This is a genomic window from Marinomonas shanghaiensis, from assembly GCF_003259175.1.
Lineage (GTDB): Bacteria > Pseudomonadota > Gammaproteobacteria > Pseudomonadales > Marinomonadaceae > Marinomonas > Marinomonas shanghaiensis.
Genome location: NZ_QGOK01000023.1, coordinates 1 through 17,779, shown reverse-complemented (window position 1 = coordinate 17,779; position 17,779 = coordinate 1). Strand labels below are relative to the sequence as shown.

Below are 17,779 nucleotides of genomic sequence, written 5' to 3'. Positions count from 1 at the left end.
CATGGATTGGGTGAGTGTAGAGAGAGGGTGTGATGTCAGTAGAAAATCGTTTTCAGTTTGCGAAAAGCGCTGTGCTTGATGAAGTCATGTTGCTGGAAGCCTCTATGAGCGATTTTTCCTATGGCACTCATGCCCATGAAGAGTTTTCTTTTGGAGTGACGTTATCGGGTCGTCAGGATTTTTTTGCTTTGGGAGAGCATCATAAGAGTCATGTGGGCAATGTGATTGTGTTTAATCCAGACGATGCTCATGACGGCCACTCTGGTGGCGAAGATCCACTGCACTACAAAATGCTTTATGTCCATCCTGATCAACTCAGCCCTATGCTTGCCAGTGCTGGCGTTCGTCGCGCACAAGAATTTCGTATTGAGCGTATTGTGCAACATGACGCTGTGCTCAAAACACATATTTTACGTTTGGCCGCTTTGGTCGAAAATGATATCTCATCCGCGCTTGAATACTCGTCTGCTTTGTTCGAATTTGCCGAATATTTGGCGTGTCAAAAAGGCATTCTGATTGAATCCAAACGCCGCGCGAAAGACCCTGTTTTTGAACGAGTACGAGATTATTTACACGCCCATGTGGGGGAAGAGGTCTCTTTGGATGCGTTAAGCCAAGTGGCTCACATGTCGAAATATCATTTGTTGCGTTGTTTCCGTGATTACTTCGGTATGACGCCTCATCAGTATTGGCAAAATTACCGCATTAATCGCGCTAAAGAAGCGCTTGAGCTAGGGATGCCTTTAGCCGATGTGGCGTTTACCTTTGGCTTTACTGATCTGAGTTATTTTAACCGTCGTTTTAAGCCAATGTTTGGCCTCACGCCTTATCAATTTAGGCGCACTTTATTACGTAGTTAGTCGTACCGCTCTCCACGTTACCGACCAAATTTTACTGACTGCTTTTTATCAATATCCATTTGAGGGATTCCTATGCTCGAAATACTCATCTACGCCTTCGGTGTCATGTACAGTCCTGGGCCTGCTAATATGCTGGCGCTGTTTGCCGGTATAAACGGACAGGGCTGGCGCGCTTTTTTATACTGTGTAGGGGTTGGGCTCGCTATGCTGATCCTGTTTCTGTTGATTGGTTATTTAGGTGGCGACGTTATTCCTGTGGAATATCAGTCGCTTATTGCCCTATTAGGCGGGTTATATATTGCTTATCTTGGGGTGAAAATCTTGCGGGCAAGCTTTCAACAAAACGAGCTGAAGGCCAAAGCGACGCTGGTGAACTTTAAAACAGGTTTGATATTACAGCTTTGTAATCCTAAAGCCTTAGTCGCCATTGTACCGATAGTGACGATACAGTTTCCACGAGCACAGATCGAAGACGGGCAAATTGCGCTCTGGTCTCTAGGGCTGGCTGCCATGGCCTGTGGAGCCCCAAGTACTTACTTGTTAGCCGGTTCTCGACTGAAAAAAGCCGCAATGAACCCTAAAATCATGGCGTGGGTGAATCGCATTATGGCGCTGTTATTGTTCTATGTGGCCTATCGTTTTATCTTTGCTTAATAAAGCAGACAGAATGACTAAAAACCACCAATACAGATTGTCTGTATTGGTTTCTGTATGACTTTTTAATGATCTGTCTGCGTCTGTTGGGCTAGTAGTAAGCCATCTATCATTACTCACTAAGACAGTTTATTGAGTCAGGAGGTTGGTATGATCATCATTGCATTACTACAACACTTTTCGGTATGTTTTCAGCGTTACCTATCTCGTAAGAAGCTTGCGTCTCTGTCCCATGAACTGCGTAAAGACATGGGCATCATGCAAGACAGCTTTGAGAAAGAAGTCAGCAAAGGCAATGTATTTACCTTGGTTAAAGAGCTTAGTACCTTCCCTAAAAAATAGGGAAGGTCAAAGTAGCAATACTGAATGAAAGGGATTTGTATTAGCGATGTTTGTCGATTTTATATTTGAGGAGTATGCTGTTTAGATGTTTTTAATAGGCTTAATGATGTGTTGAGCATACCGCGAGTCGTTTGGATTATGATGTGCTTTGTTGTTGGGTCGTGGCTGACTTTATCTGCCTCGATACAGGCGATTGTTCACGCCTCTATGCCAGACACACATACGTCAGCGTTACTCTCTTTGCATGCATCACATCAGGAGATGGCGTCAGTCTCTCAAGTGCCATTCTCTGCGATGCCCATGTCTGATGTGAACCTAGCGTCTAACTTTCACGATCATACTAAAAACATGAATTACGCGGATTGTGTCGATCATTGTACGTTAGCGGCTTTGCCTCCTATACTTTTGGTGTTGGCTTCTACTGCTGTGTATTGGCCTGCATTGTCGCTGATCGAAAAATGGCGACATCATTTTTTAGAGTTAGTCACGCCGCCTCCCCGTTTATCTACGTTAATTGCGAGTTAACTGTTTATTAGACAGTGCCTAATATTCTGACGGCTTTAGTACGATTCATTATGCTGAATAACGTCTAAGTCGTTTGTAAAAACTCAATAACGTGAGATAAAACTATGACGTTTTTTCAAAAATACTTTTTTGCAGTAGCGATGCTAACTATGAGCTTAGTGCTTGCAGGCTGCACTTTTTCGTCACCAGAGAAGGATACAGATCATCCAATACATCATTCGGAGCATGTTTCTCAGTTCACGCAAAGCAACCAACACATGATGATGCAAATGCATTCAACGGAATTGACTGGGGATGTGGATTATGACTTTGTGACAGGCATGATTCCACACCATCAAGGGGCGATTGATATGGCGACGCAGTTGCTTGCATCCGCTCAGGTGTCTGACAAATTAAAACCTTTGGCGGTTGATATCGTGGCGGCGCAATCGAGCGAGATTGCCTTTATGCAAGATTGGTTGGCAAGTTATGGGGAAGCGAAACCATCCGTAGACGCTGCGCAAATCAAAGCGGCTTATGCCGAGATTAATGCGACCATGATGGCAGACATGCATGCATTATTGGCAAGTGGCGATGTGAATCGTGATTTTGTCGACGGCATGATACCTCATCACGAAGCGGCTGTAGCCATGGCAAGAGTGCTATTACAGTTTAGTCGTGACTCAGTCCTTATAGAAATGGCTGAGGCGGTTATTCGCGACCAAAACCGTGAAATCATTTTAATGCAGGAGTACTAATTTCTGTCGACAATAATACCTCCCGATAGTGTGATCGGGAGGTATTATTGTATTTTTGATCCTCTTTTCTGTTTTCCATATCTTTTTCAATCTGTATTCAATATTTGGTAACAGACCTGTTACCAAATCTCAGTATAATAAGAGCTTATTGCTTCCCTAGCTTTTCTCTATAGTGCTGGGAATTAAAGAGTTGGAACGAGATAGGTATCGAGTATATCGAGGAAAGAAGATGTTAAGATTTTTTAAAATCACCAATGGGTTGATTCAAGAGATTTCCAAAGAAGATGAAAACTTTGCTACGTTGCACAAGGAAGCCAATTGGATTGATGCCGCAGAACCTGATGATGACGAACGTTTACAACTTAAAGAATTGTTAAGAACGGATCTCCCAGAGTCCGATGACGTCGAAGAAATTGAAGCCTCGGCCCGTTGTTTTGTGGATCAAGCGGGCATTCATGTTCACTCGCTATTTTTGAACCAAACGGAAGGTCGTCATAAGACCTCTACGGTTGCTTGTATTTTGCAGCATGATAGATTGATCACCATTCGTGAAACCGAGTTGGCGGATTTTAGATTGTTGCGAATGCGTGCCCGCCGAGGCCAAATCATTGTCGATTCAGCGGCGCATTTATTGGTTACCTTGCTTGAAAATAAGGTAGAGAATCACGCCGATACGCTCGAAGATTCCCATCGTCAGTTGGAAGGTGTCAGTCATTTGGTGCTTGAAGATGACGAAACAGAGCTGGATACCATTATTGAGAAGTTGGCACGTCTAGAAGACAGTAATGGAAAAATTCGCCTTTGTTTGATGGATACGCAACGTAATATCTCATTTTTATTGCGTCATTTACCCAATCGCCAAGATTACTCAGAAACCTTGCGTGAGGTAATGCGTGACGTAGAAACCTTGATGTCTCACACCACTTTTTTATTCGATAAAATCAACTTTTTGATGGATTCCACACAAGGCTTTATCAACATCGAACAGAACAAAATCATCAAGATTTTCTCTATTGCATCGGTTGTTTTCCTACCACCGACGCTTGTAGCGAGCATTTATGGTATGAACTTTAACGTTATGCCTGAGCTTGGTTGGGACTTTGGTTATCCTGCGGCGTTAGGTTTGATGGTCTTTTCTGCCTTTGCACCTTATTGGTATTTTAAACATCGTGGTTGGCTATAGAGCAATCGTTTTCTAGTCCTCTGAACGACTTCTTCTCGCATGATCATTGAAACGGCCCTGTGATCATGCGTTCTTTCCCTCGCTGTGTGGCGTTTTTCTCGACTATTTCGTCTTTATTGTTATCTATTCGTCGTATTTGAGAATTACATATTGAAAATGCGGTTGAGAATGACTACCATTTGTTCAATATGTTCTATTCAGCGGAGAGTCTTGTGGAAAATTCAATACAGCAGAAAATTATCGATTTCTTGCAGGTCGGTGGACCTGTCGTGTGGATTCTGATGGTGTTTTCTATTGTGGCTCTGACCATCGTTTTCTTGAAACTTTGGCAGCTGTCCTCATTGCGCGCTGAAAGTTTGAAAACCACCAATGTTGCCTTAGAGGCTTGGCGTAATCAGGGCGCAGAAACGGCACTTGAAAAGCTAGATGAAAAACGTCCTATTGATGCACTCGTCGGTTATACCATGCGTGCGTTATTAGCGGCGAACACCAGTGCCGATTTGATTCGCGAGGAAGTGGAGCGTCGGGCAATGAATCGATTAAACCAGCTTCGTTCCTATTTGCGTCCGTTGGAAATTATTGCCACCTTGAGTCCGTTGCTTGGTTTGTTGGGTACGGTATTGGGTATGATTACCGCTTTCCAGCAAATGGAAGGCGCTGGGAATCAAGTCGACCCTTCTGTCTTGTCTGGTGGTATTTGGCAGGCATTGTTAACCACAGCTGTCGGTTTGGCCGTAGCCATTCCCGTTGTTACCTTACAGAGCTGGTTGGAACGTAAAGTTGAGCGTATTGCTCATAACATGAATGATGCGGTGACACAGGTTTTCACTAGCAAAGAAGCGAAGCATTTGGTAGCAAAAGCCACCAAAGAGATGTTGCATGCCGCTTAACCTATCACAGCCGAAACGCAAGAATGCGATCAGTTTAACGCCACTGATTGATGTGGTGTTTATCTTGCTCTTGTTCTTTATGTTGACCTCAAGTTTTGTGCCGTGGCGTATCGTTGATACGCCTTTAGCGATGACGCCTGACACACCAAAGCCCATCGAAGAGAAAGACAATCTTATCCTGACTTTGAAGCAAAATGATGATCAGGTTTGGGTAGAAGGGCAAGCGGTTAGTTTCTCCGATCAATCCCGTATTCAGTCGCTTGTGACAGACCATAATGACGGTATTTTTGTGATTAAGGCGGAAGAGGGAGTTACGTTGCAGACCTTGATGCATCTTGCCGATCGTCTCAAACTCAATGGTGCAAAAACTGTATCGATTGCGAATGCTTTTGCCATGCCGGAGAAAAAATGAAAATAGGCGAAAAATACGCAGCAAGAAACGCCGCCAATGACGACAATATGGTGCCGCTTATCAACGTGGTGTTTCTGATGTTGGTGTTCTTTATGGTGGCAGGCCAAATTCAAAAAGCCGATCCTATTGCCGTCATGCCACCCCATTCAGTTAATGATAATCGAGCAGCAACCGACCCTAGTATTGAAATCGTTTTAGGCACAGATGGTAGTCTGTATGTAGACGACACGTTATTTGCGATTGACGATGTGCAAGCGTATTTAGAACAACAATTTACCTCTGCGCCAGACAAAGACGCTTTTTGGGTTCAGATTAAAGCCGATGGTGGTATTTCATTAGAGAAATTACGTCCGGTGTTTAATCAAGTTCGATTGGCTGGATTGACCAAGGTAAGTTTGGCGACACAATTAGAGCGAGGAACAGAATGATTTCCACGCGACATTGGGTGATAGCGGGTGGTTTAGCCATTTCACTTCACGCCGGGGCTTTTTATGCTGTTTTCTATAGTCCGACTGAGGGCAGTCAGGCGGCGGGCTCTCAAGGAATTGAGTTCGACCTTGGTATGCTAGGTGATCTTGGTGCGGCGGCACAAACAACGGCGGCTCAAGAGGAAGTGAAAAAAGCAGAAGACGTTGCAGAAAAACCTATTGAAGAGGTTCAGCAAGAAGTCGAGCCTGAAGTCATAAAAGAACCGGAAGTGGTCGAAGAGCCTGTTGTTGAACCTGAGCCAGAAATCATTGAAGAGCCTGCGGTAGAGCCTGAAGTGATTCCGGAACCAGAGCCTGTTGTGGTCAAGCAAAAGTCGCCAATTGAAGTCAAAAAACCTGAGCCAAAGCCAGAACCGAAGCCTGAGCCAAAGCCAGAGCCGAAACCAGAGCCAAAGCCTGAACCAAAACCAGAGCCTAAGCCAAAACCGCAGCCTGAATCGAACAAACAAGAACAATCTGTGGTGAAGGCCACTTCTCCGCAAGTTGCCCCACCTTCCATGGCGAACCGAAAGGTCACAACAGGAAGTGGCAATGCAGCGAGTAGTGGTGGAAACCCAGGCGCTAAAGCGAGTTATTTCTCGGAGCTAAAATCGGTATTGGCGCAAAATAAACGTTACCCAAGGGCTTCTCGTCGCCGTAATGAAGAGGGTGTGGTTTCTTTATCGTTTGTGGCACATGCTGATGGTTCGGTGTCCGATGTGATGATTACAGAAAGCTCAGGGCATAAGCGTTTGGACAATGCCGTATTGGATATGATTAAGCGTTCAACGCCCTTGCCTAAATTTCCTAAAGACATGACGGAAACCGAACTCAAGATAAACCTTCCCGTTTCCTTTAAGTTAAGTGATCTTATGTGATGGTTTTTAGTGAACCCTAGATAAACGCAAAACGCCGTACTGGGTGATGACAGTACGGCGTTTTGTTATCAAAAGGATGTGCTTATTTAGCAATCAACTTTTCGGGTATCGGATTCTTCGGCAGCAGTAACCAAACCTTGCCAAAGTGTTTTAGCTGACCCGCATGGAAGTGGGCTTCTTCGCCTATGCCCTGATACCAATCAATATGTCCCGGTCCTTTAATAGCACCGCCTTTGTCTTGTGCGAGTAACAGACGAAAATCATGCCCTATTAAGTTGCCATAATGGTCTAGTTTAGGGACTTGAGCCAATAAAATGGACCCAAGCGGGATGACATTTGGGTCCACCGCCGCAGAATAAAGCGGAGTTAATGGCACGTTCGCGGCGCCAACAGGGTTTTGTGGACCTTCACTGAAAAACAAATAGCTTGGGTTAGTCGATAAAATCTCCCGATTACGCTCAGGATGGTCGCTTAGCCATTGGCGAATGCTTTGCGCTGAAATATCGGCCCTATCAATCTCACCTTTTTCAATAAGCACTTTTCCTAAACTACGGTAAGCGTGGCCGTTCACACCGCCCCAAGACAAGAGTTTACGTTCGCCATCTTCATATTCAATAACGCCAGAGCCTTGTACATGTAGGAAAAAATTGTCGACCAAGCTTGCGGTGTAAGCGATTTCTAAACCTTGTCCAGCGAGGGCGTTTTCAAAGTCGATTTCTTCACGGGAAGGAAATCTGCCTTCTGCATTTCGTTGTGTCGGTTTACGATAAAGTGGATAACGGTATACGTCATCTGGTTGATGACGCACTGGCAAAATGGGAACGTAATAGCCGGTGATTTGCACGTTGCCTCTTTTGTCTTGTCCTGCTAACTGGTGAGCTATCAATTTCGGTTGCTGGGTTGGATTGCGCAGCCAGTTGTCTACTTCCTGGGCAACGAGTCTTAAATCCGCGACACTGGTTTGGGTGTTTTCCAGTAGATAATCTTTGTCCTTAATACGATTCAAATATTTGATTTGCTGGGCCAAGCCACTTTGAAAGCTTTTATCTGGATAAGGCAATCCTGGTGGAAGGCTTTCTTGCAGGTATAGGCTGTCACGTTTCAATGCCGTGACGTCTCGACCATTGTTTTCAAAGTCATTGGAGTGGTCAATCTCCGTTAAACTGCAGCTAGCCAGTAAGGTAAATGACGCTAGACAAAGAGGGCGAAGGTTTAAAGAGAGTAATCGAGAAGGTTGAAGAGACTGAAAAAAAGAGGAAAAAGTCATAGGCCTGTTTCTATAAAATGAATCAATGAAGTCATAAAAGGTCGTGTTTTGACCACAAATAATGAGCGAGGTTCATCTTGAATTTTTATAGAAATGAAAGCAATCACAGAAAGTGAGCTTTACACTTAAAAGACGGGTTTTGTTCTGCTGGGGAACCTTTAAAACATAAGGTACTCATAGGCTTGTCTTAGACCGATGAAAATATCTTGGTCGCCGCCTCGGTCAGGATGATGTTTCTGAGCCAATTTTCGGTACTGTTGTTTAATGATGGCTTTGGTGGGATTCGTACTGTCGATTTGCAGTGTTTTGAGTGCTGAGTGTCGGTTGCCAGGTAAACTGATGCCTTTGTAAAAGCTATTGAGGAGACGGGAGACTTCGTCGGCATCGGTTTTTTCGTATTCGCTCCAGTCTAGGTAGTAAGCTGCCAGTTTGGCATCCACACTGTCGTTTAAGCTCGTGCTTTGTGAAAGACGGATTTGTGTCGCGCTAAGCAGCTGAATCCGCATGGCACTGATACTGAGCATTAGGTTTTCTTCTTGCCAAAGGCTGCTTTGTAGTTGATACAGGGCATTCATGATAAGAAAATGCTGGCGAAAAAGTTGTAGGTTACTATCGTCGGCAAGCTGACTAAACTCAGGCAACTGATCTTTCAGGTTTTTGAGAATATCAAACTCACTGATGCCGCTAGGATGCGTTTTTAAGATCGCGAGAATCGGACCAACTAAGGGATTTTTCATATTGAGCTCTTATTGGTTTGGTGTTATTTCATACAGTGTATGTGATGACAACAAAAATGGTCAAAGTTGAGCCGGATATTTTTTGTTAACTTGGGTTGTAGAAAGACAGATTTATGTTGTGGATTATTGCAATTGTCATCGCACTTATACTCTTGGTTGGACCAAGTGCTTGGGTAAAATACACCTTGAAGCGCTATTCTACCGATCGTAACGACCTGCCTGGAACGGGCGGAGAACTGGCCACGCACTTAGTCAAACGCTTTGAGCTTCATGAGGTCAAAGTGGAAGCAACACAAGAAGGTCATGACCATTTCGATTTTGCTCAACATGTCGTTCGTCTAAGCCCTAGCGTATTAAACGGCCGCTCGCTCACCGCTGTTGCGGTAGCGGCTCACGAAGTCGGTCACGCCATTGCCCACGAAAAGAAACAAAAAATCTCCCACCTTAGCACGCGTTATTTGCCTTTAGCGCACATGGCGAGACGCATCACCGCAGGTTTATTGTTAGGCTGGCCAGCTATCACGCTGTTGCTGCATTTGCCTTACGCTGTGCCGCTGCACGCGTTGGTGGTTGGGTTATCTGGCCTGTTGGCCGTATTAGTGCAAGTTGCCATTCTACCCGAAGAATGGGACGCCAGTTTCAATAAAGCCTTACCCATACTGGCCGAAGGCAACTACATCCCACAGGAAGACCTACCCAAAGTGAAGAAGATCCTCACGGCCTGCGCCATGACCTACGTCGCCGCCGCACTCATCAAAGTCCTCTTCGTTTGGCGCTGGTTTAAACGCTAACTCCTTGCTGTCCTCCGTCTCGTAGGTTTGATGAGGGAGGCACGACCGTAATCCGACGTGTTGATGTAAGTCACGCCTTCAGGCCGACATGTTACGTCCTCACAAAACTCGAACCAAACGGCGTTTTTCCTCGAAACTAACGCCTACCTCATCAAAACGCCGTTTGGTTCTCATTGATGTCTGCTTTTACTGGTAGAAAGTAATCAAGCGTTTTAGTATTAGTGAATAGAAGAATTGGCAATAAATATAGAGATAAATGCTGACATCTCGTTTGGATTGGAATCCCAAGTGACTGAGTTAATTGAAACTATCTACGATGGCGTAAAGAAAACGAAGGAGCTTGTTGTGAAAATATCAGACGTTAAATCATGTGTGTGGTGCGGAATGGCGTTCTTGCGAGGCCATGGTGGGACATTCCAATCCTTACGAGAGATGGTGTATTAATTGAAATATTTGCAGTCAATAAGAACGTAGAGAGGTTCGAATCCTCTCCCTCGCACCAATGAATTACAGCTTCATAACGAAACTTTAGAGATAGTTTTTTTCTTGTTATAGGTCGAAAGGATAAGCTATTTTCACTTTGTTAATTAGAGAGTATTATTCTTTTACCATAATAATATTGAAAGGATTATATTTTCGTCAATGACATTACTTCCTAAGAAAGTAAAATTCTATATTTACGGTGATACATATGGAAAAAACTTGTTATATGTGTGAAAAAGAGGCTACATCGCTCGAACATGTTCCTCCGAAATGCCTTTTTCCGGAAAAAAAGGATTTACCTGAAGGTATTGATTTTAGAAAGAATTTAATCACTGTGCCTTCATGTGATGAGCACAACTCTCAAAAGTCGAAAGATGATGAATATTTATTATTTCTTCTTCTATCTGCAAAAAAAGGTAATATAGATAAAGAAAGACATTTGAATACTAAGTTCACTAGAGCTGTCAATCGTACACCTCATGTCTATAATAGTTTTTGTCAAAATAAAAGCCATTTCTTATCGTTTGAGGAGGGAGATATTAATGTTGAGAGCTCATTTTTTGTTGATATTCCAAGATTTGAGAATGCAATAAAACACATAGCACTAGGACTTTACTATAATCATTATGGAAAAAAATGGAATGGAAGCTTTCGTATGTTTTCAAGTGAAATGATTAATGAAAAATCATTTAATTCGTATAAAGCTAACCAAGATATACATGAGACAGCTTCAAAAATTGCTTGTTATTTTGAAAAGAAGGAAGCTCGTGGAGAAAATCCTCAAATTTTTATGTATAAGTGGCACACAGAAGGTGAGGACGGTCATGCTATTTTTATGGACTTCTATGAAGGCTTTGAAATTACTGTTGTGTTAAGAGCTTTTATAAAGAGCGTTAGTTAAACGAATTTACAATACAGAAATTAGTTTAGAGTTTTCTTTTTTTTGCTAAAAACGCCCTTAAAGCCTCAGTGAGAAAAATCTACCACATCCAATAACTTTTTATGTTTGTTACCGTTTTAAAAAAGATGATGACTTTAAAGTTATTGTGCACTTACTTCAAGCTGTATACGGTAGAATACTTTGTCGTCCCTGAATAATGGCGTTTCAGGCTAGAAGCGCCATGCTATTTTTAGGTCTTTCCAGTGGAAAAATTATTTTCAGCCATAATCGTCTTAAAAATGGCCCAAAATATGGGGCGCAATAAAGCCACTTCAGTAGCTTACGTAGGTTCTGACCACAGGCACTTAAAATCACGTTGATCGCATCGCCCAGTACTCCTTTTAAGAAGCATCGTCTGAGTTTTCCATCCGATTTGAGATGCCCTATGATGGGTTCTACACTGTTTCGTCTTCCCATCCAGTGCTTCTCTTTCTTAGGGACTCCGCGTTTTTGACCTGCAATCAAGACGTTAATGTCTTCCACGCCAGACCCTTTATATCCTCGGTCAACAAAACAGGTTTCCGGCTTTTTTCCTGTCAGGGTTTCAACTTGTTGAAGTTGATCTTTTAGCGTATGTCCATCATAAGGATTGCTTGGATAGCTTCTTGCTCCCACGATAAAGGATTCTTTCGCGGTCACGGCGATACTGGCTTTCACACCAAATTCGTAGCGTTTATGCGCTTTGCCTTTGGATATGCAGTCCACATTGGGTTCATGCAAGCTATACAGTTTGTTTTTGCTCTGGCGAGTTTGTTTTAGTAATCGGTAGGCTTGGTTAAGTGTGTCTTCCTGTTTTTGGGTGAGCGTTAACCCTTGTTGTTTTACTTGCCGATCAATATCTCGCATGACTCGCCCTAAAAAGCCTTTCACTTGCTTAATCGCTTTTCTCATCCGTTTGTATTGTTTGGCGTGACCATAGCGTCCAATTTTAGGCATTAACTCATGACAGGCTTTGTCGTAGGTTTGTCTTAGCGTGATATTTTGTTCTTTGGCTACCTGAGTGAGCTGCTGTCGAGCCTTGTTGTAGAGCTTGGCATCGGTTGGGAAGGTGATGTTTTTTTCTTGTACTGTGGTGTCTACCACGACTCGTTTTAGGCTCGCTGGTTTGATGACTTTTAGTTTCAATCCTGCTTGTATCGTCTGGGTAAGCAGCCATTCGCAGCCTTCTTCTCCTAACCGTTTTCGCCATTTAACAAGACTGGTTGGATGGCACGGGAAGTCGTGTTGGAAAAAGGTTTCGCCGCAAAAATATTGGTAATAAGGCGATTCAAGCCATTGCTCCAGCACCATCTCATCAGACAAATTATGCAAGTGCTGCAAATACAGCAATCCAGCTATAAGACGAGTCGGCAGAGCCGCTGCGCCAACCGTCGCAAAGTGCCCCCCCAATTCGTTATCCAACAAGTTCCAATCAATGACCTTAGCCAGTCGAACTAAAGGATGATTGGGGTTAATGATGTCTACGAGCTGAGGTTGGAATAAATCCTTTTGCGGGACGATCTTTGACTGACGAGGTTTCATAAAACTCACCCATTCTGCAACTTTTTAGGTCTAAAGGCGTATTTATCGTAAGATTTAGGTATTAACTATCTTATAAAAATGCATTAGATTCAATAGGTTGAGAGATTTTCAGGGACGACTACTTTTTTTCTTGATCAGTAAGTTAGGGCTTCAATAAACGAATTAAAGATTGCGGTTCTGTCATTTGAAGCATGTAGCTCTTTGTTCATTCTATCAATAAGGTTTTTAGCGTTAATCTCTTCGATTTCATTGTCTTCATAATTTCTAGTAATCAGCCCGCCTAAAAGTCCTATTGCAGAGTCGTTTGATTTGGCTTCTTTCGTAGCCATTAGAAGAAATCCTCGGGCTGGGACGTTGTAGTTATTGGTACTCGTCTGATTTTCTTTAGGTAATGATCTTAGCTCGCTTAATAGCTCTTCCACTGAATTCTCCCGTTTTTATTGATTTCTAAATTGCTGAGTGATAGATGTTATGGCATTACAACCTCGTGCGCGATAAATAATTACGTAGAGTCAAACTATCTGTTTTTTACTCATCGACGTCATAGAACGAATTAAAAAATCGTCACAAAAAAGGCATGAACTTCGCATAACATCGGCTTACTATGAAAATTGACTTTTTGGTTAGTCTTTTTCGATGCGTAAGATGTTTGTATGAATGGAGTTTTTGCATGATGTTTTTTGTTCCTAAAGGCGCGACGCTTTTCGCATCTTCTTTGTTGTTTGCTGCGATGGCGCAAGCCTCGACCATTGATCTGCGAGTCATGGAAACTACCGATATTCACATGAATTTGGTGGATTACGATTACTACGGTGATAAGCAAAGTGACGCGGTTGGTTTGTCCCGTGTGGCGACCTTGATCAAGGCGGCCCGTGCAGAGGTTGCAAACTCTGTGTTGGTGGATAATGGTGACTTATTACAGGGCACGCCGCTGGGCGATTATGTGGCAAAAGGTCGCGTGCTGCGCTTTGGTGAGACACACCCAGCGTTTAAAGCGATGAATTTAATGGGTTACGATGTGGGCAACATTGGTAATCATGAATTCAATTATGGCTTAGACTTTTTAATGAAAAGTTTAAGCGGTGCCAATTTTCCTTATATTAACTCGAATGTCTACGTGGATGATGGCGACAATGATGCGTCTAATGACCAGCCTTACTTCCAGCCTTATATTATCAAAGACAAAACCTTCGTTGATTCTGATGGCAAAAAACAAACGGTCAAAATCGGTTACATTGGTTTTGTGCCGCCACAAATTATGACCTGGGATAAAGACAATTTAACCCATAAAGTCATCGCCAAAGACATCATTGAAACCGCCAATAAGTACGTGCCGGAAATGAAAGCCAATGGGGCTGATGTGATTATCGCGATTCCGCACAGTGGCATGATGAATTCGCCTTATTTAAAAGGCGAAGAAAACGCCTCTTATCATTTGGCAAAAGTCGATGGTATCGACGCGATCTTGTTTGGTCACTCCCATCGGATTTTCCCTAGCGATAAAGCCTTTGATGCCTTTGACGGTGTGAACAGTGAAAAAGGGACGGTGTTTGGTAAGCCTGCCACCATGCCGGGTTTTTGGGGTTCTCACCTTGGGGTGATTGATTTAACACTTGAGCCTGCGGGTAATGGTTGGCAAGTCGCCGATGGCAAAGCGGAAGTGCGTGCTATTGCACGTCGTGAAGGCCGCGACACGGTGGCTTTAGTCGCAGCGGATGAAAGTATTAATGACGCGGTGAAAACCGAGCACGAAGGCACATTAGCCTATATGCGCCGCAAAGTGGGTGAATCTACCGCTGACATCAATAGCTTTTTTGCATTGGTACAAGATGATCCTTCTATTCAGATCGTGAACAATGCGCAGATTTGGTATGTGGAGAATATTGTTCGTGGCACCTCTTATGAAGGCTTGCCTATTTTGTCTGCGGCAGCACCGTTCAAGGCTGGTGGTCGTGGTGGCCCAGAGTATTACACCGATGTGCCAAAAGGAGACATCGCATTGAAAAACGTCAGTGACTTGTACATTTACCCTAACGATTTAAAAGTGGTGAAACTGACCGGTGCACAAGTCGTTGAGTGGTTAGAAGTCGCAGCGGGGCAGTTTAACCAAATTGATGTGACGTCTACTCAGCCTCAAGAATTGGTGAATCCGTCTTTCCCAACCTATAACTTCGATGTCATTGATGGCATTTCCTATCGTATCGATGTGACACAACCGGCTCGTTACAACGGTGATGGGGACGTGGTGAATAAGGATGCGCATCGTATCACCCAAGTCATGTTTAATGGCGAGCCTTTGAACGTGACCGATGAGTTCTTAGTAGCGACCAATAATTACCGTGCGGGCGGTGGCGGTCATTTTCCAAACCTCAATGGCGAGACTATCGTGATTGATGCGCCAGATAAAAATCGTGATGTGGTGGCAAATTATCTGCTTAGCCAGAAGACCATTAATCCTGCTGCAGATGGTAACTGGTCATTCACCGATTTTGGTAAAGCGAAGGTCTTGTTTACGACGACGCCAAAAGCAAAAGAGGTGGCCAGTAACAACATGACGTATCAGTCTTTAGACGACAATGGTTTTGCTGTGTTCCAAATGAAATAGCTACGCGGCAATCGTCTACAAATCTACACTTGGTTTTTCTCTAGAGAGAGCGTTAAATGCCTACATGGAAGTAAGCGTTTGACATTATATACGTTACTTTGGACCAAGGTGTGAAATGACGTTCAGGATTGTTTGGCCTGTATCGATAGCTATACGTACACAGCAAAATTGTGTGAATTGTTACCTAACCGTAATGGAATTGACTTATGACGTTTAAAAAGAAAATACTGGCGATTCTACTCTTGGTGGGTTTTCTTCCGGTTTTAATTTCCTCGGCAGTAGCGGTTTATTTCTCATCAGATGCTTTAATCAAAATGGGCAATAATCAATTAATGTCGTTAAGAGAAACCAAAAAGCAGTCTATTGCGGCGTATCTTGACACCTTATCAAATGGACTGTCTTTGTTAGCGGAAAACCCCTCTGTCGTGCGCATGTTGCCTATTTTGGAAAATACCTATAATCGACTCAAAGCTATTCCTGTTGATGACAAAAAATTTAATCAGTTGAACCGTTTTTATCAAACAGAATTCGCCTCAAGGTTGCCAGAAAACGAGACGGCGAGCTTTCAACCTGGCTCCCTAACGTCTCAGCTGTCGCCCGCTGCGATTGCTTTGCAATATGCTTATATAGCGAATAACCCTCATTCTGTAGGGGAGAAAGATAAGGCACTAACATCCAGCGATATTCCAGCTTACGACGGTTTCCATCAAAGTATTCACCCCTATTTGCAAAAAGTGCAGCAAGAGTTTGGTTTCTATGATGTGTTTTTGGTGTCGTTAGACGGTGATGTTATTTACACCGTGTTTAAAGAGGTGGATTTTGGCTCCTCGTTAAAAACCGGTCCCTTTAAAAACTCTGGTCTTGCTACGGCTTATCAAAAGGCGTTGTCATCGGACGGTGTCACATTTACCGACTTTTCTTTGTATTTGCCGTCTTACCAAGCACCAGCAGGCTTTTTATCAACACCTGTTTACCGAGAAGGAAAGCAGATAGGGATTGTGATCGCACAATTTCCAATTGATGCGTTGAATCAGATCATGTCACAGAATATTGGCCTGAGTTCTACAGGTGAAACCTATTTAATGGGTGAGGATGGAAAGATGCGTTCAGATTCTATCCTTGATCCAGAATCTCACTCTGTTCTGGCGTCGTTTCGTTATCCAGAGCGAGGCCGAGTTGATACCCTTGCTTTGACCGAAGGTAGTCAAGGTATTTCAAATACGCAGCTTATCAAAAACTATAAGGGCGATGCGGTATTGTCTTCTTATGCGCCATTTGAATACAAGGACTTAAAATGGATTTTGACGGCAGAAATGAGTGAAGCGGAAGCGTTAGCCAGTGTGAACAAGCTCAATTATGCGTTTCTCATATTGGCGATTGTTATCGGTATCTGTGTGGTGTTTATCGCTTTGTGGGTAGCCAGAGCGGTATTGGCCCCGCTTGGAGCAGAGCCTAAAGAGATGCAAAAAATTGCTGAGAAAATTGCCGCTGGTGATCTATCTGTTCACTTTAGTGATACGGCGTCAGCCTCTAGTGTTTACGGTGCCATGCGAGCGATGTCGAATAACCTCAATGAGTTGATTCAACAGGTAAAAAATAGCGCCGTATCCCAGTCGTCTGCTTCTCGTGAACTCGCTACTATTTCTGAGAAGGCCAGTGCTAACGTACAGTCTCAGCACACGAGTACTACAGAAATTGGTAACTCAATGCAGCAGATGGCGATTTCTGTGACCGACGTGGCGCGTAATATTCAAGACGCAGCAGGCGCGGCCGAAGACGCCAAACAGCGAGTGAGTGAGAGTCAAACCGAGCTATTAAACGCTGTGAAAGATATGGCTCAAGTGTCTGATGAAGTGCAACGTGCGCGAGTAACGGTCGATACGCTAAACCAACGCACAGAGGCTATTTCCAAAGTAGTCACAACGATCCAAGGGATTTCTGATCAGACCAATTTATTGGCATTAAATGCCGCGATTGAAGCCGCTCGTGCCGGTGAATCTGGTCGTGGTTTTGCGGTGGTTGCCGATGAAGTCCGCGGCTTGGCGTCCAACACTCAAAAAGAAACAGAGCAGATTGCGGACATCATTCGCAGTTTACAAACGGAAGCATTAACCGCTCAAAAGATGCTGCATTCCTGTGTGGATTACGTACAAAAAGTATCGGGTGCCGCCACTCATACAGCACAGTCGCTTGAGGACGCGGTTCACTATGTTGATAACGTCAGTAATATGATGGAGCAAATCGCCAGCGCTTCGGAAGAGCAAGGCGTGGTCGCCAATGAGATAAGCGGGAATGTTGAAATTGTCACCAAAGCCTCTTCTCAGAATGAGAAGACCATCGCTGAAATATCAAAATCGAGTGATGATATGGCAAAACTATCGGCGAATCTTGAGCGTATTATTAGCCGTTTTAAGCTTGGTTGAGTCAGGCTTTGTCTTTTTAGTCAGCTAAAAAGTTGTGTCGTCCTAAAATAGGTTGACAGTTTTT

Annotated in this window: 18 protein-coding genes; 14 read left to right on the top strand and 4 right to left on the bottom strand. The window is 43.7% G+C overall.

The annotated features are described in order from the left end of the window. Positions 1-32: 32 nt before the first annotated feature. The 10 genes from DKT73_RS16885 (at position 33) to DKT73_RS16840 (ending at position 6,948) form a co-directional block, all read left to right on the top strand. Positions 33-860 carry an AraC family transcriptional regulator gene (locus DKT73_RS16885; RefSeq protein WP_111639725.1) on the top strand — a complete coding sequence of 276 codons (828 nt, stop codon included), beginning with the start codon at positions 33-35 and terminating at the stop codon, positions 858-860. Positions 861-932: 72 nt separating this feature from the next. After that, positions 933-1,514, top strand: a complete 582-nt coding sequence (locus tag DKT73_RS16880) for a LysE family translocator (RefSeq protein WP_111639724.1) — start codon at positions 933-935, stop codon at positions 1,512-1,514. Between the two features lie 150 nt (positions 1,515-1,664). Next, a complete protein-coding gene (locus tag DKT73_RS16875) occupies positions 1,665-1,856 on the top strand; it encodes a hypothetical protein (protein ID WP_111639723.1) in 192 nt (63 codons plus the stop codon). A 108-nt stretch (positions 1,857-1,964) separates the two neighbouring features. Further along, positions 1,965-2,381, top strand: coding sequence for a hypothetical protein (locus DKT73_RS16870; protein WP_157959202.1), 417 nt, complete (start codon positions 1,965-1,967; stop codon positions 2,379-2,381). Positions 2,382-2,485: 104 nt separating this feature from the next. Next, entirely contained in the window at positions 2,486-3,118 is a 633-nt protein-coding gene (locus DKT73_RS16865) for a DUF305 domain-containing protein (protein WP_111639721.1), read from the top strand. 229 nt (positions 3,119-3,347) lie between these two features. Next, on the top strand, positions 3,348-4,301 hold the full coding sequence (gene corA / locus DKT73_RS16860; protein WP_111639720.1) for a magnesium/cobalt transporter CorA: 954 nt from the start codon (positions 3,348-3,350) through the stop codon (positions 4,299-4,301). 212 nt (positions 4,302-4,513) lie between these two features. After that, entirely contained in the window at positions 4,514-5,191 is a 678-nt protein-coding gene (locus DKT73_RS16855; RefSeq protein ID WP_198666651.1) for a MotA/TolQ/ExbB proton channel family protein, read from the top strand. Continuing rightward, the gene (locus tag DKT73_RS16850) at positions 5,181-5,603 is read left to right on the top strand and encodes an ExbD/TolR family protein (RefSeq protein ID WP_111639718.1); all 423 of its coding nucleotides are present in this window, start codon (positions 5,181-5,183) and stop codon (positions 5,601-5,603) included. Before DKT73_RS16855 ends, DKT73_RS16850 begins: the two co-directional genes overlap by 11 nt. Beyond that, positions 5,600-6,031 (top strand): ExbD/TolR family protein, encoded by a 432-nt coding sequence (locus tag DKT73_RS16845; protein ID WP_111639717.1) that lies wholly within the window; start codon positions 5,600-5,602, stop codon positions 6,029-6,031. The genes DKT73_RS16850 and DKT73_RS16845 overlap by 4 nt, the downstream gene beginning before the upstream one ends. Continuing rightward, positions 6,028-6,948: an energy transducer TonB gene (locus DKT73_RS16840; RefSeq protein ID WP_111639716.1), complete on the top strand. Its 921-nt coding sequence runs from the start codon at positions 6,028-6,030 to the stop codon at positions 6,946-6,948. Before DKT73_RS16845 ends, DKT73_RS16840 begins: the two co-directional genes overlap by 4 nt. Positions 6,949-7,030: 82 nt before the next feature. Here DKT73_RS16840 and mltA read toward each other — a convergent pair whose 3' ends face one another. Continuing rightward, positions 7,031-8,215: a murein transglycosylase A gene (mltA, locus tag DKT73_RS16835; RefSeq protein ID WP_111639715.1), complete on the bottom strand. Its 1,185-nt coding sequence runs from the start codon at positions 8,213-8,215 to the stop codon at positions 7,031-7,033. 158 nt (positions 8,216-8,373) lie between these two features. Next, positions 8,374-8,952 (bottom strand): DNA-J related domain-containing protein, encoded by a 579-nt coding sequence (locus DKT73_RS16830; protein ID WP_111639714.1) that lies wholly within the window; start codon positions 8,950-8,952, stop codon positions 8,374-8,376. A 113-nt stretch (positions 8,953-9,065) separates the two neighbouring features. On the opposite strand from DKT73_RS16830, the gene DKT73_RS16825 reads away from it, so the two are divergent. Beyond that, positions 9,066-9,743 (top strand): zinc metallopeptidase, encoded by a 678-nt coding sequence (locus DKT73_RS16825; RefSeq protein ID WP_111639713.1) that lies wholly within the window; start codon positions 9,066-9,068, stop codon positions 9,741-9,743. Between the two features lie 691 nt (positions 9,744-10,434). After that, on the top strand, positions 10,435-11,127 hold the full coding sequence (locus DKT73_RS16820; RefSeq protein ID WP_157959201.1) for a hypothetical protein: 693 nt from the start codon (positions 10,435-10,437) through the stop codon (positions 11,125-11,127). Between the two features lie 204 nt (positions 11,128-11,331). Here the strand turns inward: DKT73_RS16820 and DKT73_RS16815 are convergent, their stop codons facing one another. Beyond that, positions 11,332-12,687, bottom strand: a complete 1,356-nt coding sequence (locus DKT73_RS16815) for an IS5 family transposase (protein ID WP_111639711.1) — start codon at positions 12,685-12,687, stop codon at positions 11,332-11,334. 134 nt (positions 12,688-12,821) lie between these two features. Then, positions 12,822-13,016 carry a hypothetical protein gene (locus DKT73_RS16810; RefSeq protein WP_157959200.1) on the bottom strand — a complete coding sequence of 65 codons (195 nt, stop codon included), beginning with the start codon at positions 13,014-13,016 and terminating at the stop codon, positions 12,822-12,824. Between the two features lie 341 nt (positions 13,017-13,357). Here DKT73_RS16810 and DKT73_RS16805 point away from each other — a divergent pair, with 341 nt between their 5' ends. Together DKT73_RS16805 and DKT73_RS16800 are read left to right on the top strand one after the other, a co-directional pair. Further along, on the top strand, positions 13,358-15,292 hold the full coding sequence (locus tag DKT73_RS16805) for a bifunctional 2',3'-cyclic-nucleotide 2'-phosphodiesterase/3'-nucleotidase (protein WP_111639709.1): 1,935 nt from the start codon (positions 13,358-13,360) through the stop codon (positions 15,290-15,292). 206 nt (positions 15,293-15,498) lie between these two features. After that, a complete protein-coding gene (locus DKT73_RS16800) occupies positions 15,499-17,715 on the top strand; it encodes a methyl-accepting chemotaxis protein (RefSeq protein WP_111639708.1) in 2,217 nt (738 codons plus the stop codon). Positions 17,716-17,779: the final 64 nt, after the last annotated feature.

Bases quoted from the DNA above. Each gene is read 5' to 3' on its own strand.
- DKT73_RS16885 (WP_111639725.1), top strand. From the start codon at position 33: ATGTCAGTAGAAAATCGTTTTCAGTTTGCGAAAAGCGCTGTGCTTGAT.
- DKT73_RS16880 (WP_111639724.1), top strand. From the start codon at position 933: ATGCTCGAAATACTCATCTACGCCTTCGGTGTCATGTACAGTCCTGGG.
- DKT73_RS16875 (WP_111639723.1), top strand. From the start codon at position 1,665: ATGATCATCATTGCATTACTACAACACTTTTCGGTATGTTTTCAGCGT.
- DKT73_RS16865 (WP_111639721.1), top strand. From the start codon at position 2,486: ATGACGTTTTTTCAAAAATACTTTTTTGCAGTAGCGATGCTAACTATG.
- corA (WP_111639720.1), top strand. From the start codon at position 3,348: ATGTTAAGATTTTTTAAAATCACCAATGGGTTGATTCAAGAGATTTCC.
- DKT73_RS16850 (WP_111639718.1), top strand. From the start codon at position 5,181: ATGCCGCTTAACCTATCACAGCCGAAACGCAAGAATGCGATCAGTTTA.
- DKT73_RS16845 (WP_111639717.1), top strand. From the start codon at position 5,600: ATGAAAATAGGCGAAAAATACGCAGCAAGAAACGCCGCCAATGACGAC.
- DKT73_RS16840 (WP_111639716.1), top strand. From the start codon at position 6,028: ATGATTTCCACGCGACATTGGGTGATAGCGGGTGGTTTAGCCATTTCA.
- mltA (WP_111639715.1), bottom strand. From the start codon at position 8,215: ATGACTTTTTCCTCTTTTTTTCAGTCTCTTCAACCTTCTCGATTACTC.
- DKT73_RS16830 (WP_111639714.1), bottom strand. From the start codon at position 8,952: ATGAAAAATCCCTTAGTTGGTCCGATTCTCGCGATCTTAAAAACGCAT.
- DKT73_RS16825 (WP_111639713.1), top strand. From the start codon at position 9,066: ATGTTGTGGATTATTGCAATTGTCATCGCACTTATACTCTTGGTTGGA.
- DKT73_RS16820 (WP_157959201.1), top strand. From the start codon at position 10,435: ATGGAAAAAACTTGTTATATGTGTGAAAAAGAGGCTACATCGCTCGAA.
- DKT73_RS16815 (WP_111639711.1), bottom strand. From the start codon at position 12,687: ATGAAACCTCGTCAGTCAAAGATCGTCCCGCAAAAGGATTTATTCCAA.
- DKT73_RS16810 (WP_157959200.1), bottom strand. From the start codon at position 13,016: ATGGCTACGAAAGAAGCCAAATCAAACGACTCTGCAATAGGACTTTTA.
- DKT73_RS16805 (WP_111639709.1), top strand. From the start codon at position 13,358: ATGATGTTTTTTGTTCCTAAAGGCGCGACGCTTTTCGCATCTTCTTTG.
- DKT73_RS16800 (WP_111639708.1), top strand. From the start codon at position 15,499: ATGACGTTTAAAAAGAAAATACTGGCGATTCTACTCTTGGTGGGTTTT.